General features: G+C 59.1%; 11 protein-coding genes and 3 pseudogenes. 4 read left to right on the top strand and 10 right to left on the bottom strand.

The window, feature by feature from the left end; genetic code table 11:
- Window positions 1-94: 94 nt before the first annotated feature.
- Window positions 95-1,462, bottom strand: coding sequence for an exopolysaccharide biosynthesis polyprenyl glycosylphosphotransferase (locus NKI63_RS14805; protein WP_352822018.1), 1,368 nt, complete (start codon window positions 1,460-1,462; stop codon window positions 95-97).
- Between the two features lie 389 nt (window positions 1,463-1,851).
- Between NKI63_RS14805 and NKI63_RS14800 the strand changes: the two genes are divergently transcribed.
- Together NKI63_RS14800 and NKI63_RS14795 are read left to right on the top strand one after the other, a co-directional pair.
- Window positions 1,852-2,628, top strand: a complete 777-nt coding sequence (locus tag NKI63_RS14800; RefSeq protein ID WP_352822016.1) for a Crp/Fnr family transcriptional regulator — start codon at window positions 1,852-1,854, stop codon at window positions 2,626-2,628.
- Between the two features lie 179 nt (window positions 2,629-2,807).
- Window positions 2,808-3,210: pseudogene (locus NKI63_RS14795) on the top strand (alkanesulfonate monooxygenase); the annotation flags it as partial.
- Between the two features lie 505 nt (window positions 3,211-3,715).
- On the opposite strand, the pseudogene NKI63_RS14790 reads toward NKI63_RS14795, so the two are convergent.
- Window positions 3,716-4,000, bottom strand: a pseudogene (locus NKI63_RS14790) (transposase); the annotation flags it as partial.
- Window positions 4,000-4,805 (bottom strand): annotated as a pseudogene (locus tag NKI63_RS14785) (type IV secretory system conjugative DNA transfer family protein); the annotation flags it as partial. The pseudogenes NKI63_RS14785 and NKI63_RS14790, both read right to left, overlap by 1 nt.
- A gap of 119 nt (window positions 4,806-4,924) precedes the next feature.
- Between NKI63_RS14785 and NKI63_RS14780 the strand changes: the two are divergent.
- Window positions 4,925-5,688 (top strand): IS5 family transposase gene (locus tag NKI63_RS14780; protein ID WP_352822013.1). Its coding sequence is split into 2 segments (ribosomal slippage): window positions 4,925-5,264 and window positions 5,264-5,688, totalling 765 coding nucleotides; the frame shifts between segments, so codons are not numbered across the junction.
- A 225-nt stretch (window positions 5,689-5,913) separates the two neighbouring features.
- Window positions 5,914-6,279 (top strand): TIR domain-containing protein, encoded by a 366-nt coding sequence (locus NKI63_RS14775; RefSeq protein ID WP_352738763.1) that lies wholly within the window; start codon window positions 5,914-5,916, stop codon window positions 6,277-6,279.
- A 988-nt stretch (window positions 6,280-7,267) separates the two neighbouring features.
- Here NKI63_RS14775 and NKI63_RS14770 read toward each other — a convergent pair.
- The 7 genes from NKI63_RS14770 to NKI63_RS14740 form a co-directional block, all read right to left on the bottom strand.
- Entirely contained in the window at window positions 7,268-7,612 is a 345-nt protein-coding gene (locus NKI63_RS14770) for a transposase (protein ID WP_352822036.1), read from the bottom strand.
- Window positions 7,612-7,815 (bottom strand): hypothetical protein, encoded by a 204-nt coding sequence (locus NKI63_RS14765; RefSeq protein WP_352705800.1) that lies wholly within the window; start codon window positions 7,813-7,815, stop codon window positions 7,612-7,614. Before NKI63_RS14765 ends, NKI63_RS14770 begins: the two co-directional genes overlap by 1 nt.
- Window positions 7,799-8,236 (bottom strand): hypothetical protein, encoded by a 438-nt coding sequence (locus NKI63_RS14760; protein ID WP_352822010.1) that lies wholly within the window; start codon window positions 8,234-8,236, stop codon window positions 7,799-7,801. Before NKI63_RS14760 ends, NKI63_RS14765 begins: the two co-directional genes overlap by 17 nt.
- Before the next feature lie 114 nt (window positions 8,237-8,350).
- Window positions 8,351-10,339 (bottom strand): family 16 glycosylhydrolase, encoded by a 1,989-nt coding sequence (locus tag NKI63_RS14755; protein WP_352822007.1) that lies wholly within the window; start codon window positions 10,337-10,339, stop codon window positions 8,351-8,353.
- A 1,598-nt stretch (window positions 10,340-11,937) separates the two neighbouring features.
- Window positions 11,938-12,165 (bottom strand): hypothetical protein, encoded by a 228-nt coding sequence (locus tag NKI63_RS14750; RefSeq protein WP_352705795.1) that lies wholly within the window; start codon window positions 12,163-12,165, stop codon window positions 11,938-11,940.
- Window positions 12,166-12,312: 147 nt separating this feature from the next.
- The gene (locus NKI63_RS14745) at window positions 12,313-12,507 is read right to left on the bottom strand and encodes a hypothetical protein (RefSeq protein WP_352705793.1); all 195 of its coding nucleotides are present in this window, start codon (window positions 12,505-12,507) and stop codon (window positions 12,313-12,315) included.
- Between the two features lie 213 nt (window positions 12,508-12,720).
- Window positions 12,721-12,975: a DUF982 domain-containing protein gene (locus tag NKI63_RS14740; protein ID WP_352705790.1), complete on the bottom strand. Its 255-nt coding sequence runs from the start codon at window positions 12,973-12,975 to the stop codon at window positions 12,721-12,723.
- Window positions 12,976-12,982 lie beyond the last annotated feature (7 nt).

Below are 12,982 nucleotides of genomic sequence, written 5' to 3'. Positions count from 1 at the left end.
TCTGTCCGCATCCAAAGCTTGAATCATAACCCAGCCCCAGACGGAACCCATAGTCAGCCGATTTTCAAAACGGTCTCTGAGAAGCTGCTATACATCAATAGACATTACGATCCGAAAGCACCAGTACAGCGGTTGTCCAAATTATCTTAAGATCGAGCTGCACGCTCCAGGACTGTATGTACCAGAGGTCATGCTCTACGCGTTTTTCCATCCTCCACAGCTCCTTCGTTTCCCCTCGAAAGCCATTGATCTGAGCCCAGCCTGTCAAACCGGGTTTTACACGATGGCGATAAGCATAGCTCGCAATAATCGCACTATAGGTATCGTCATGAGCGAGGGCGTGGGGTCGCGGCCCCACGAGGGACATTTCCCCCCGAAGCACATTAAATAACTGCGGCAGCTCGTCGATATTTGACTGGCGCAATATTCGGCCAAGTCGGGTAACCCGCGCATCATTACGCTGAGCCTGGCGAATTTCCGCACCGTTCTCCTGCACGGTCATTGATCGGAACTTGTAAATATTGAATGGCTTACCACAAAAACCCCGCCGCGTCTGCCGAAACAGCACTGGGCGACCGCTCTCGAGCGCGATGGCACACGCGACTACGGCCATCAACGGAAACAGGAAGAGCAGTAGCAGTGATGCAAAGGCAATGTCGAATAACCGCTTCAGCAGGCGTTCGGCAGGCCTCAAAGGCGCGCGCTGGACTTCGAAGGCTCGCTGCCAGCCGGTGTGCAGCGGGCATCCGGCCAGAATCTTGTCTATGTAGGCATCGGCGAAAAGATAGATCGGCAGCGGGAGGCGGGACATTTCGTCCAGGATGCCTGCGATCAACTTCCGCTGATCCCAAGAGCAAAAGAGATAAACTGCCCCATACGGGTCACTACGGAACGCAGCCTGCGCAGCTGCGACGGCGGCTTGCACCGATCGTGCTGCGATCGTGCCATCATGGTTCTCGATGTTCGAAACACCGCAAACCGCGATGCCCTGTTGCCCGAGCTTGCCGATTATCCCCTTTTCCATTCCAGGACCGCCAGCGTAAAACAGATAAACTGTGCGCAGGACGAGCTTCTCGGCGGCCAGAAGCCGTTTCAGCACACGCGCTAGAACCACGTGGCCAGGCAGCAGGGTTGGGAATCCGACCGCAAACGCCAGCGTCAAGGAACCGCGGGAGAACGTCGACGTCGTCTTCGTGAGAAAGGCGAGCCAGAGAATTGAAAAGAAAACGAATAACCACCCGGTGAAGAGTGTTTTGATCACGCGGTGATCGTCCAGGATGCCACTGATCGTGTAGGCGCCTCTGGCCCCCATGAATGCGACAAGCAATAGGCCGGCGGTAACACTTAGATAAATCGTCTCCCAAATATCTGGCGGGCTCACGCCGACGTACCTATGATAGACGTCATTTGACGCAAGAAGTATCGTCTCTCCAAAGAGGAAATCAGCAGTTGCAAGAAACACGCAAACTGCTCCCACAGGAAGCCGTAGCGGTTCTACGCTCCGCTTCAAGAACGCACGCGACGCCTGGGTTGGTGCATGCCGCATGGAGACAAGCCCCCGAATCCTGTTGTATCCCTTCTCCTTCTTGGGGCATGGCACACGCCGTCCCATAGAAGGGGGTTATCCCAACGGCTTTCAGTCGATCACATTTGATTTAAACTCTCTCAGAGACAGGGTCGCTGTTACCCCGGGCACATAGGAGTGCCTATTTTATGCTATCCTAATATGGTAACACTTCTGTCTGAGCGCTCTTGCGCGAGAACGGCCCGAAATCGGGCTCGTTCTAAGAGGTAGTCAAGGCAACGCTTTAGGGGACCGGGGCGCTTTACCCTATCAGGGGGGCAGGAGCCATGGCAGATTGCGGCGCTGAGGTCCGGGTCAAACAGCTCGATAAAATACGCTTATTTCAGCAATTTGACCCAGGTATTCTTAGTGAACTGGCGAAAGTGGCCATTCTACGAAGGGTTCCGAAGAATAAAGTCTTAACTCGCCTTGGCGACGTGCCAATTTATATTTACTACATAATTCAAGGAAAAATTCGGCTTAGTGCTCCCATCTCGGATGGACGTGAATTCATCTTTGCAGATCTTGGTCCAGGTGACACTTTCGACCTGACTAGGTTGTTCATCACGCGAAGAAGTAACATGAATGCTGAGTCAGTTGCGGACAGCGACTTGCTGCAAATCGAAGTAGCTTTCATGGTTAGGGTCTTCGACAAACACCCCGATCTCGCATTAAAGGTGATCCCGTACTTGTGCGAAGCAACCCACGACGCGCAGGAGCGAGTGATCCAAAGTGCGGCCAGTGCCCTATCCACTCGATTGGCGAGCACGCTCTTGCGATTGACAGAGAGGCCGCACAGCACGACTACCGTGGATAGAGCTCTGAGTATCCACATTTCGCAGACCGACCTCGCGGCAATGGTCCCGGCTTCTCGAGCGAAAGTGAATCGTTGCCTGAGAGAATGGGAACGGCGGTATATGACCCGATACGACCACGGCTCGCTGACGATCCTCAATCGCGCCGCGTTAGAGTCTGTTGCTCTTGGCGAGATCGCCTTTGATCGTTCAATGATGCATATCCCACGTGCTCGAGCATCTCCGTGGCATGCTCCGGGGAGACAATGAAACCGGAAGTGGTGCCGGTCGTCCTCGCATCCCTCGGTAAAGTCCTTCTCGTCGGCGTCGTAAGTCGCCGCACCGGACATATGCGCCTTCTCACCGGCGTCAGCGCCAATGAGACAGAATTGGGTTAATTGAGAGCGCAGGGTTTCTGAGTCATCGGAGCCTTTCAAAGGCGCAGAAGGTTTTCGCGCATGGATTCCGTCGGCCAGTCGCGCATGGGCCGGCTGCACGGGGGCCGTCGCGACAAACTCGAAATCAGCCCGAACCCTGAGGGCCGGCCGTCGGCCTAGCGCGGTGGCGCCGGCACCGCCCTGGTCGGCGACGCGGCGACAATGGCGGAGCGGATCGACGAATACCGCGCATTGGGATCGATACCTTCATCCTGCCCGACTATCCGCATCTGGAGGAAGCCTATCGCTTCGGCGAACTGGTGCTGCCGCTTTTGCCGCTCGATCACGAGGTTTCGACGCGGCCAACGGCCGTGAACATGGGGCCGTTCGGCGAGACGTGGCTGGCGACCATCGGCCGTCGGCGCTGCGCGCGAGCCAGTCTTGGGCGTGCGTCGTCTGCTTCCAAGCGTCGTGATGAGGGGAGCGGGCCTTAAGACTACCGGTAACAAGATGCGGCTCAGTTTTTTCAGATCACTACGATCAGTGAATGTCGGTATCGGTGGTTGCGCGTCCCTGATTTGAACCTGCGCCGGCCAAGAGCCGATAACTATCAGGCAGCACGTTTGATGGTCCTCTTGCTCAGCTTTACGACGAAAGCGTTCCCCTTCTTTATGGATGGCTACCGTTTTCCGGCATGTAGTTCCAAGTGGGGCCGCCAGACGGGTACGCAGGGGTAATCCTGCGTGATCAAGATAGGTCGAGATGAATGTGCACCAGCCTCACGGTTGATCGCGACATTCGCGAACCCGTCTGCTCGCAATCGCATTGCGCGTGTCTGCTTTCCGGTGCAGGGCCAATGTTCGTACAGGCGTAATCCCGCCGTGTACATGTCTTTTCAAGATGCCGCCGCCGAATCTAGGGTGAGGGCTTTGCAGGCCTAGGGGAGGGCAGGGCGCTACGCTAACTTATACCAACGGCCCTCATAAATGACCTGAATGTGCCCACTTCCGCATTCCGATTGAGGTGATTGCGTCGGGCTTTGCGGCAAGCCTTTTCCATGCGTCGCAGGCAGCGTCGATGATGTCGCCATATGTGTCGAAGACGCGGTTGGAGAGGAAGTTGGCGCGCAGATATTGCCAGACCTGCTCGACCAGATTGAGCTCCGGAGAGCGCGATGGCAGCAGGATCGGCGTGATGTTTTTTGGCCAGACGAGATTGCCGGTGGTGTGCCATCCGGCTCGGTCCAGCAGCAGCACGGCGTGAGCGACATCGCGGTGGAGAGAATGCCAGACCGCTCGTTGTCGGATTTGTTCAAGAGCTCGCGCGCCGTTGAGGCGACGACGGGATGCGGGCCGATCTCTCCGAGATGCGGCGTCGTCATCATCGCTGCCAGAGTGGTCTCGATCGGCCGCTTTGGGTCTGACAGGAATCCCGCGACGCCGGCCAGCGTCTTGTCGGGCTCGGAGTAGAGTACGTGCAGGATCGCCCCGACGAGCAGTGAGTGGCTGGTCTTCTCCCGGTGATTGCGCTTTTCGAGCGAGCCTTCGGGATCGACCAGCACGTCGGCGACATTCTGGACGTCACGCACCTCCCACTCGCCGCGGCGCACTTCGAGAAGCGGGTTGTAGGCGGAGGACTTCCTGTTCGTGGAATCGAACAGCAGCACCCGCCCGTGCCTGGCGTGCCTGGCGCGAAAGCCTGCAGCGAGCTGCCAGTTCTCACCCTTGATATCGTGCACGATGGCCGAGCCCGACCTGGTGAGAAGCGATGGCACGACGAGGCCGACGCCTTTGCCGCTTCTCGTCGGCGCGAAGCACAGAACATGTTCCGGCCCGTCGTGACGGAGATAATCGCGATCGAACATGCCGAGTACCACGCCGTCAGCCCGAGCAGACCGGCGGACTTGACCTCATTCGGTTTCGCCCAGCGCGCCGATCCGTATGTCTCGACGTTCTTCGCCTCGCGCGCCCGCCAGACCGAGATGCCGATCGCCACGGCGATGGAGATGAAGCCGCCAGAGGCGGCGATGAATGCGCCCTCGACGAAGATCGGTGGCGCATAGGTGGCAAAGGTCCTCAGCGGTTCAAATCGGGACTAGCCCTTGCGAGCCGTCGCCAACTAGGGTCAGGACCCATTAATTTGTTGAGTTGATCTCTGTTGGGTGATTCAAGGTGGCAGGAGGTGCCGCCTTGAGTGATTTGCTGATGTTGACGCCGGAGCAGATGCGCCGGATCGAGCCCTATTTTCCTTTGTCGCATGGTGTGCCGCGTGTAGATGACCGCCGGGTGCTGAGCGGCATCCTGTTCGTGATCCGCAATGGTCTTCGCTGGCGAGATGTCCCTTCCGACTACGGTCCGCACAAGACTATCTACAACCGCTTCATCCGCTGGAGTCGGCTGGGTGTGTTCAACCGCATCCTGGCGGAACTGGCCGCGCAGGGCGGCGAAACGGACAATCTGATGATCGATGCCACCCATCTCAAAGCGCATCGCACTGCCGCCAGCCTCCTTAAAAAGGGGCTCTATCCCGATGTATCGGACGCAGCCGAGGCGGACTGACCACCAAGCTGCAAGTGGTCTGTGACGGCAAGGGACGTCCGCGGCTGCTGCATCTGAGCGAAGGGCAGGCCAATGATCACAAGACTGCTGCGGCAGTGATCGAGGATTTGCCCGCCGCCAAATCCCTGCTCGCCGATCGGGCCTACAGTTCAGCGGCCTTCCGCCAGGCGCTCGTCGAGCGCGGTATCACGCCATGCATCCCACCCCATGCCAAGCATCGTGTTCAGCACAGCTACGATCCTGTCCTATACCGACAACGCCACAGGATCGAGAACATGTTCGCACGCCTCAAAGACTGGCGACGCATCCACACCAGATACGACCGATGTGCTCACACCTTCCTGTCGGCGATCGCCTTCGCTGCAGCCTTCATCCTCTGGATCAATGAGTCCTGACCCTAGCGGGGCTCCTTCCACCTCGGCAGGTCATTTCAGGTCGCGACAGCCTAACGCGGAACGCGCACGCAAGTGCAGTTCTCTCGGTGGCTGCTCTCCACAAGTACCCTACAGATTCGGCCGCGGGCGGGGATCGTTTCCGTGCGTGTCTTGCGCATTCAGCGTGGTTAAGACACGGTGGCAGCGGGGACGGCGGTGGTACGACCTGCTGTAGTGAGGGAATAGATGAACAAGCCCCGCATTTTCCTTGGCTCGTCGGGAGCGCAGATGAAGCTGGTGCAGGCGCTTACGCGCGGCCTCGAAGACGTCGCGCATGTCGATCCCTGGACGACATCCTTCAATCCAGGCACGACCACGCTGACCCGTCTCCTCGAGCTTACGCGTGAAGTGGACTTCGCGGCGTTCGTGTTCGCCCGCGACGACTGGACGACGGCCAGCCTGCACGCTTCCCCTTCCGCTGGTTCCGGCCAGGCTTCTCCGCGCGACCATGTCGTCTTCGAAGCCGGTCTTTCAGCAGCGTCCTCGGCTCGCGCCGAACCTTCATACTGCATGCGAGGGGTTCGAAGCTTCCGACCGATCTCCTCGGATTGACGTGCGTACGATACGGCGAAGCGACAAAGGCTGCCGAGATGAGGACCATCAACCAGAAGCTTCGAAAGGCGATCGAGAGCGAGGGCCGCGTCGCACGCATTGAGAGCCTGTGGTGGCAATTCTCCCTCTCGGCGCGCGGGCCCGCGGGAGCCTTCCGCCGTAGGCCTCCTGCGCATCTCGCGAGCCCTCGACAGTACGCTGGAGCTGCGTGGCCGCTCATGGCTGGAGGACGGCACTCTGTCCGCCAGATACTGGAGCGAAGCCCTGAAGGAGAGGAAGGAGCCTGCCGGCGTATTCTACTACTGGAACCGAGAACGGCCCCGCGACCCTAGCGCACCGCAATTGTGCGGTAGGGGAGAGATCCTGCTGGAGTGCGTCGATCGCGCCGCCGGGTATTTTACGACCCGTTCGGACGGCCCCGAGGGCGTGAACGCGCGGACATCCGGTGTCTACCTGGGCGCCGATCCGGCGGATTGGCCATCCTGGACGGAAACGACGATCGCCAGCGCGCGGAGTTGATCGCAGAGCGGCTGGCGCGCTGGAAGTCGATCGCGAACGCCTGAAATCAGGCGTTCGGCATCTCCTTCGCCCACCACGGGAAAAGCCACCAGCGGCCTTGCCGGAGCTTATGGGCGCTGTTCTCGCTAGCTGTCACGAACGGGCACTGGATCAGTCGGAGCGACGTTGTAGGAATAACATCACACGATATCCCTGCTGCCAAAGACATCCAACACAGTTTATGACGCAGTAGAACTAGAGCAGCGCTCGAAAAAGTGGTCACCGGTTTTTCGAACAAAGCGATGCGCAAACAAGAAGCTACAGCGGTGCGCGGTGATCTCGTTCACGGTACACGACTCAGGCGTGTTTTGAGACCGTAATCGATCGTCGGGGTGCTTTTGCGAGCCATGCATGGGCAGCTGCTTTGGGGCTGTTGAGTATCCAGTTCCTCAGCGCGTCGAGACCGATACGGAACCACGACTTCTCCCGTCTACCGTGGCTTTTGCGCGGTATGGCCTTTATGCCCATGGGTCTGGGTGGCGCATCGATAGGCCCATGTGATGGCGAGCATGACGACGACGACGACGATGAGGCTTGCGAACTTCTCGGGATTGGTGATGTGGGTGTCCTCGAGATTGAGGCCTCGTGTCTTGGTATCACCGAACAGGCATTCGATACCCCACCGCTTTCGGTAGTCGTTGAGGGCCTGCTTCGGATCGGGCGATTGGTGGCCACGATCAGCCATTCGCCGTTGCCAAGGCGTTTGGCGGCAAGACGAAGAGGCTCGCGCGTGGCGCCTACTGTGCCGTTGATGTACCCGACGAGGGTTGCGCATCAGGCCCGCCTGCGCCGCAAGAGCGTGGCGAGCGACCATGAGCGACCGTCCTCGAGGGTGACGGTCATGTCGACCTTCACCCGGATGGCAAAGGGGATATTGTTTTCGTTGGGGAAATCCATCCATTCGGCGCCGATGAACTCACGATCGGCGAGCAGGTAGCGGATGGAGGCAGCAGGAAACAGGCTAAGATAACGGCGCATCAGTGCGATGCGGTGACCCGTGTCGGAGTTGCCCTGATGCGGTAGTAAGGCAAACAGCAGCGGCACCCGGAAGCGCCTTGTGACGATCGCCAGCATCAGGATGTTGATGTCGCGCGATCCGAGCTTCCAGCTGGTTGCGATCGAGCGCCAGATACTTTCGTCGCTCCAGGTTGAGCATGTACACTACGAGCCGCGCCGCCACGGCTTGGTCGAGCCGGACGAACTGGAAGAACCGCTGTAGCCGCCGATATTTCGAGGCATGGCACACCGGGCCGCACAGATGCACGGCCAGATGCGAAAGGTTGACGCTGCGCGACTGGGCAAGCCCGGCGATCAGCACTGCAAGCGTCACAAGCCGGCTCTTGCTCAATGCAAAGTGCCAATCTAACGTCTCGATGAGAGCGGAATGAATCAGTGGCATGGGCGAAGATCCTTTTGCTGAGGAATCTTCAATCCAAACACATCATCCCGTTCTCACCCTGACTGTCGTGTACCGTGAGATCTCGTTTTCACGCGCACCGCTGTAGGCGCCGGATCAGATCACGAAAAAATCGTCGGCCAGCAGCGTCGGCCTGTTCGTCAGCGTCGCGAGCTGTGTCACGCCGCCTGCGACGTTTCCGTTGGAATCGTAAAACAACGCACCCGTAGCCTTGTCATAGACGATGTGGTCGTCGGCGTCGCGCGCGCTAGTTCCAGCGAAGAAATACCTTGGCTCGAGGGCTCCGGTGGCTCCCAGCTCCTGCATTACCGCATTCTGGAGCCTGAATGTATCGGCCGTATGGTTGAAATCAGTGATGATGTCGCGGTTTGCCACTGAGAGCGGCGCGCTGAAAACGAAGGAATCGTTGCCGCCGCCACCAGTAAGCTGGTCAATGCCCAGACCGCCCGTTAGTGCATCGTTGCCACCCCGCCCAAGCACGGAATCATTGCCTCGGCCGCCGTCCAGGTTGTTGCCGCTGTCGTTGCCGTCGAGCACGTTGTCGAGGGAATTTCCCGTGGCTCCGACGTTGGCGTTTCCGGTCAGATGCAGATTTTCTACCAGCCGGCGATCGACCGCCAGTGAGTACGTGACCAAGCTGAAAATCTGGTCGAGGCCCGCTTCGTCGATGACGTTGTCCAGTACATTGTCCACATAATAGGTATCGTTGCCGGCACCGCCATTCAACAGGTCGGCCCCGGTCCCGCCATCGAGCCGGTCCGCGCCATCATAGCTAGATAACCGGTTGTTCCCATTGTTCCCGGTCAGCTCGTTGTCGGAAGAATTGCCTTGGGCGTTGATGTTGGCGACGCCCGTGAGAGTCATATTTTCGACATGGCTGGGCAGTGAATAGGTGATCGAGCTGAATACCCGGTCGTTGCCCGCCGCGTCGCCCTCGACCACGCGGTCGAGCGCATTGTCAACATAGTAGGTATCGTTGCCTGCGCCGCCCTCCATCTTGTCGATTCCGACCCCGCCGGATAGCAGGTTCCTGCCGGCGTTGCCGACCAGCGTGTTGTCGAGTTCGTTACCCATCGCGTCGATGTCGGCAACGCCGGTGAGCGTGAGCTGCTCTATTTGCCGGCCGGACAGCGAATACGATATCAGGCTGGAGACCAGATCGATTCCGGCGCCCTCAGCCTCAATGACTACGTCGAATGCGTTATCGACGCGGTAGGTATCGTTGCCCAGACCGCCGGACATTCTGTCAGCACCACCTCTGCCGTCCAGAACGTCATCAAAATTGCCGCCCTTCAGGATATCCGCCGCACCCGTCCCGGTCAGGTGCTGCTCCATCACGTTCGGCGCGGCATAGGCGCGGACGTAGTCGACGACCATCTTGTACGTGCCGGACGCCTGCTCGACCTCTTTGGGATTCATGGCCAGCGAGACCACCATATAAAGTGGCGTGCGGAAGAACTCGCTCATTGGAAAGCGGCTCAACTCTTGGCCGTCATAGTAGACGGTGATCCAGTCCGTCGTGATCCTCGCGCCATAGGTGTGAAACGCCCCGTCGAACATCGAATCGGCCAGGCGCGTATAGTCGCCCCGAGCGTAACTTTCCGAAGTGCGCAAGTGCACCGCCCGGTGATGACCATCAGGATCGCCGCCATACGCTTCAACGATATCGACCTCAGGACGCGGTACGGAGGTATCCTGCGGCAGCATCCAGAAGGCCGGCCAGGCTCCCGCCCCGCCGTGGAAGGCGGCGCGCATCTCGAAATACCCGTTCACTTGCGCGAAACCCTGGCCGGCGCTGTTAACCGTTTGCATCGTTCCCGACTGCCAGACGCCGCCCGCCTGCTTCATCGTAATGGTCAGCTTCCCGTCAGAGACAGAGAACGGATTCGTTGCCCCCACCGGCGACATGAACGTGGCGGCCCCGTAGGGGGAGTGTACCGGCGCGAACCACTTGCCGGTGCCGTTGTTCGGCACGACATCAAGCGTGTTGAACTCGTCAGAAAAGGAGAGCTTGAACCCCGAGAGGTTCAGTTTCGATCCCTTGTACTGTCCGGTCCAATCGCCAGGAAGATCCGTCGCAGCCATTGATGGGCACCTCGTTCTCTCAACATTCTTGCGGCTAACCCCACCAAGGCCTAATCGTGTAGTGGACACCCATTCCGTCGCAATGCGGCCAGTACGGTTATCCCCAACATTTCACGAGAAATTTGGGAGATGTCGCAAATCGGTTGACGTAGCCGGCACACGATACTGCGTATCCTCCGATACCGTGACGCCTGGCTCGAACGCGCCGCAACCAGCCGCTCCTTCACCGCCCGCGACCAGCGCCGCCGGCGCTGCACCAAGGTGATCACTTCCACGCGCGGAATCGTCATAGGACTCCTCCCAGGATTATTCCCCGGACTTGCAATGTTCGTCCCAAGGCGACAAGGCGGCCTTCACCGTAGGCTTGTACGCCGGCGGAGGCGGCCTTCAGTCGGAGTTTCAAGAGGCTCACGGGCGTCTCGCCAGCGGGGTGGCGCGACGGTCGGCGCAGATGGATGACCGAACGTCCGTTTTCTCAATCCGATTCGGACCTGCAATCTCGCCTCCGGAATGACCATTAGGGGTGTGCGCCGTGACAAGGCGGCACTTTCCAGTGGGTGCAAGCCCCACCCGGCAACCGCTCCAGCCGGAAGCAATCGGAGCAGTCATGGAGGTGACGAAATGGCTGAAGCCGTCGATTAGCGGGTCACGAATTGGTGACCGCGCGAGTGTGCAGGCCGCAACGTGAGTGAACGCTGAGCAAGCCTCGAAAAGGTCGATGTGCAGGCCGACCCGACAGCCCTTTCGGGGAAGGCTGATACGGATGGGTGAATTTGAGCGACGTTTGAGCCCATCTGCTGCACCGGGGTAGTGGCGGCAGCATGTACACAAGGAAAGTGCACGCAACACGGGAAGCCCCAGGACGTGGTCAGGGATGACCAACCGGATGCCCGCGAGGGACAGGCCGGGCGCCCTGGGGTGGCGGAGAGGTTCGTAGTACCGCTGAAGCCGGGTAACGCCGGTGGAGGGAAGGCACCTCAGTTCAAGACGAACGCAATAAGCGGAGAGGGACCTGGCGATTGGGCAACCTATCAACTCCGAAAAGTGTTCAGGAACTTTCAGACGGCGTCACATGCGAAAGCGAAGGCAGAAGCCGGTTATCGTTTCTATGCCCTGTACAACAAGATCAGCCGCGAGGATATTCTGGCGTACGCCTATGCCCAGTGCCGCTCCAACAAGGGCGCGCCGGGCGCAGATGGTCGGGACTTTGCGGACATCGAAGCCTATGGGGTCGAACGGTGGCTCGGTGAACTGGCGCTTGCACTCAGGCAGGAGACTTACCGGCCGGAAGCGGCTGAACCGGATGCTGCGCGGATGGGCCAACCCTCCCCAGGGACACGCCGAAGGGGACTCTACTCCCTCCCTGACCGACATCAATGCCATGTATGAATCGTACATTGGTACGGTGCTGGGCCGCAACTGTCAGGAATGTTTGGCTAGAGTTTCTGAGCCGGTGATCGGATATATTGGCTCGCGCGAGGACCTCCCATGCCCTCTCGACCCTATAGAGCGCTCCTCGATCCGCCTTTCGTCCCACAACCTGGGTCGGTCGTCCCGACGTACACCGGAGGGTTGAACCAATGGAGAGCGCCATGCCGCTATTCGCGAAGGTCGAACGCGACGAACAGGCCAAAGGCTGGGGCAAAATCGACAATAAGCCCCACCAGATCGCAGTCAGTTTCCGCCAGATGTGGCCCGTCTCGACGCACCGCTGCGATAGTCTCTTTGACGGAAATGATTTGGCCGCGCCGGTCTTCTAAAATCAGCTCTTCAACAAGCTCATTGGCAGTCACTTTGTTGGGTCGGCAGTTCGTCCGAACGTTCATCCAAGGCCTCCACCTCAGCGAATACCCAAGGGAACATTGATGATCCTCTGTCGGGAAAAATCAAGGGGAATGTTTGTAGGAATTTTCTAAGAGGGGATCAGAGAAACCAGCACGGAGCGAGCCTCTGTTTAACGCTTAGCCAGCCCGCTAGGCACCTTCTTCGGTCGGCCCCTGTTTGGCCCGATCAATAGCCGCGAGTAATGACGCTAGGGTCGGCGGCAGTTCTGGTTCGACTTCTAGCCTTAACAGCTTGTGCATGTGACGACGATTGTCTTCAGAACGGATCAGTTTCCGAACTGCTTTGGAGACGGACTGATAATCTTCTTTGTTTCTCTTTGTCATGTTCGGGGCGTCCCTTCCCAGTCAGCCGCAACTCGCGTAGGCGCGGATGAGGGAACGATGTAGGCCCTCGCGGGTTTAGAGCTCGCAGCGGTCGATTCTTCGTGGATGTGCAGCCGCTGTGGGGGGTCCGTCGCCTCTCCCTCACCGCGGCGGGCTCCTTTCGCGAAGGCGGTGTTGGTCAGAGACACATAGAACCTCATACCGCAATCCAATTTAGCTAGTTGTCCTTGGGGGGAGTAACGTCCCCTCCTCTTTTGCAGCAGCCAGGAATGCCTTGCGGGCCTCCTCAGGTTCCATCTCGTCGAAAATCACTGCGATGCAAACGCGCACCGCGAGGTCCCACCAAGGGCCACGGATGGTCCACTTCATCAGCTCCTCGCCGGCTGCCTCGGCATTGTTGACGTTGCGGATGATCCCGGGACGCTCGGTCTTGACGGGGACCGGAGGGTTGAACCAGTGGGGGGCCATGAAGGGA

The organism is Mesorhizobium sp. M0410 (genome assembly GCF_040321435.1).
Taxonomy (GTDB): Bacteria; Pseudomonadota; Alphaproteobacteria; order Rhizobiales; family Rhizobiaceae; genus Mesorhizobium.
The sequence above is the reverse complement of the archived record's forward strand: the minus strand, read 5'-3'. Positions and strand labels throughout refer to the sequence as shown.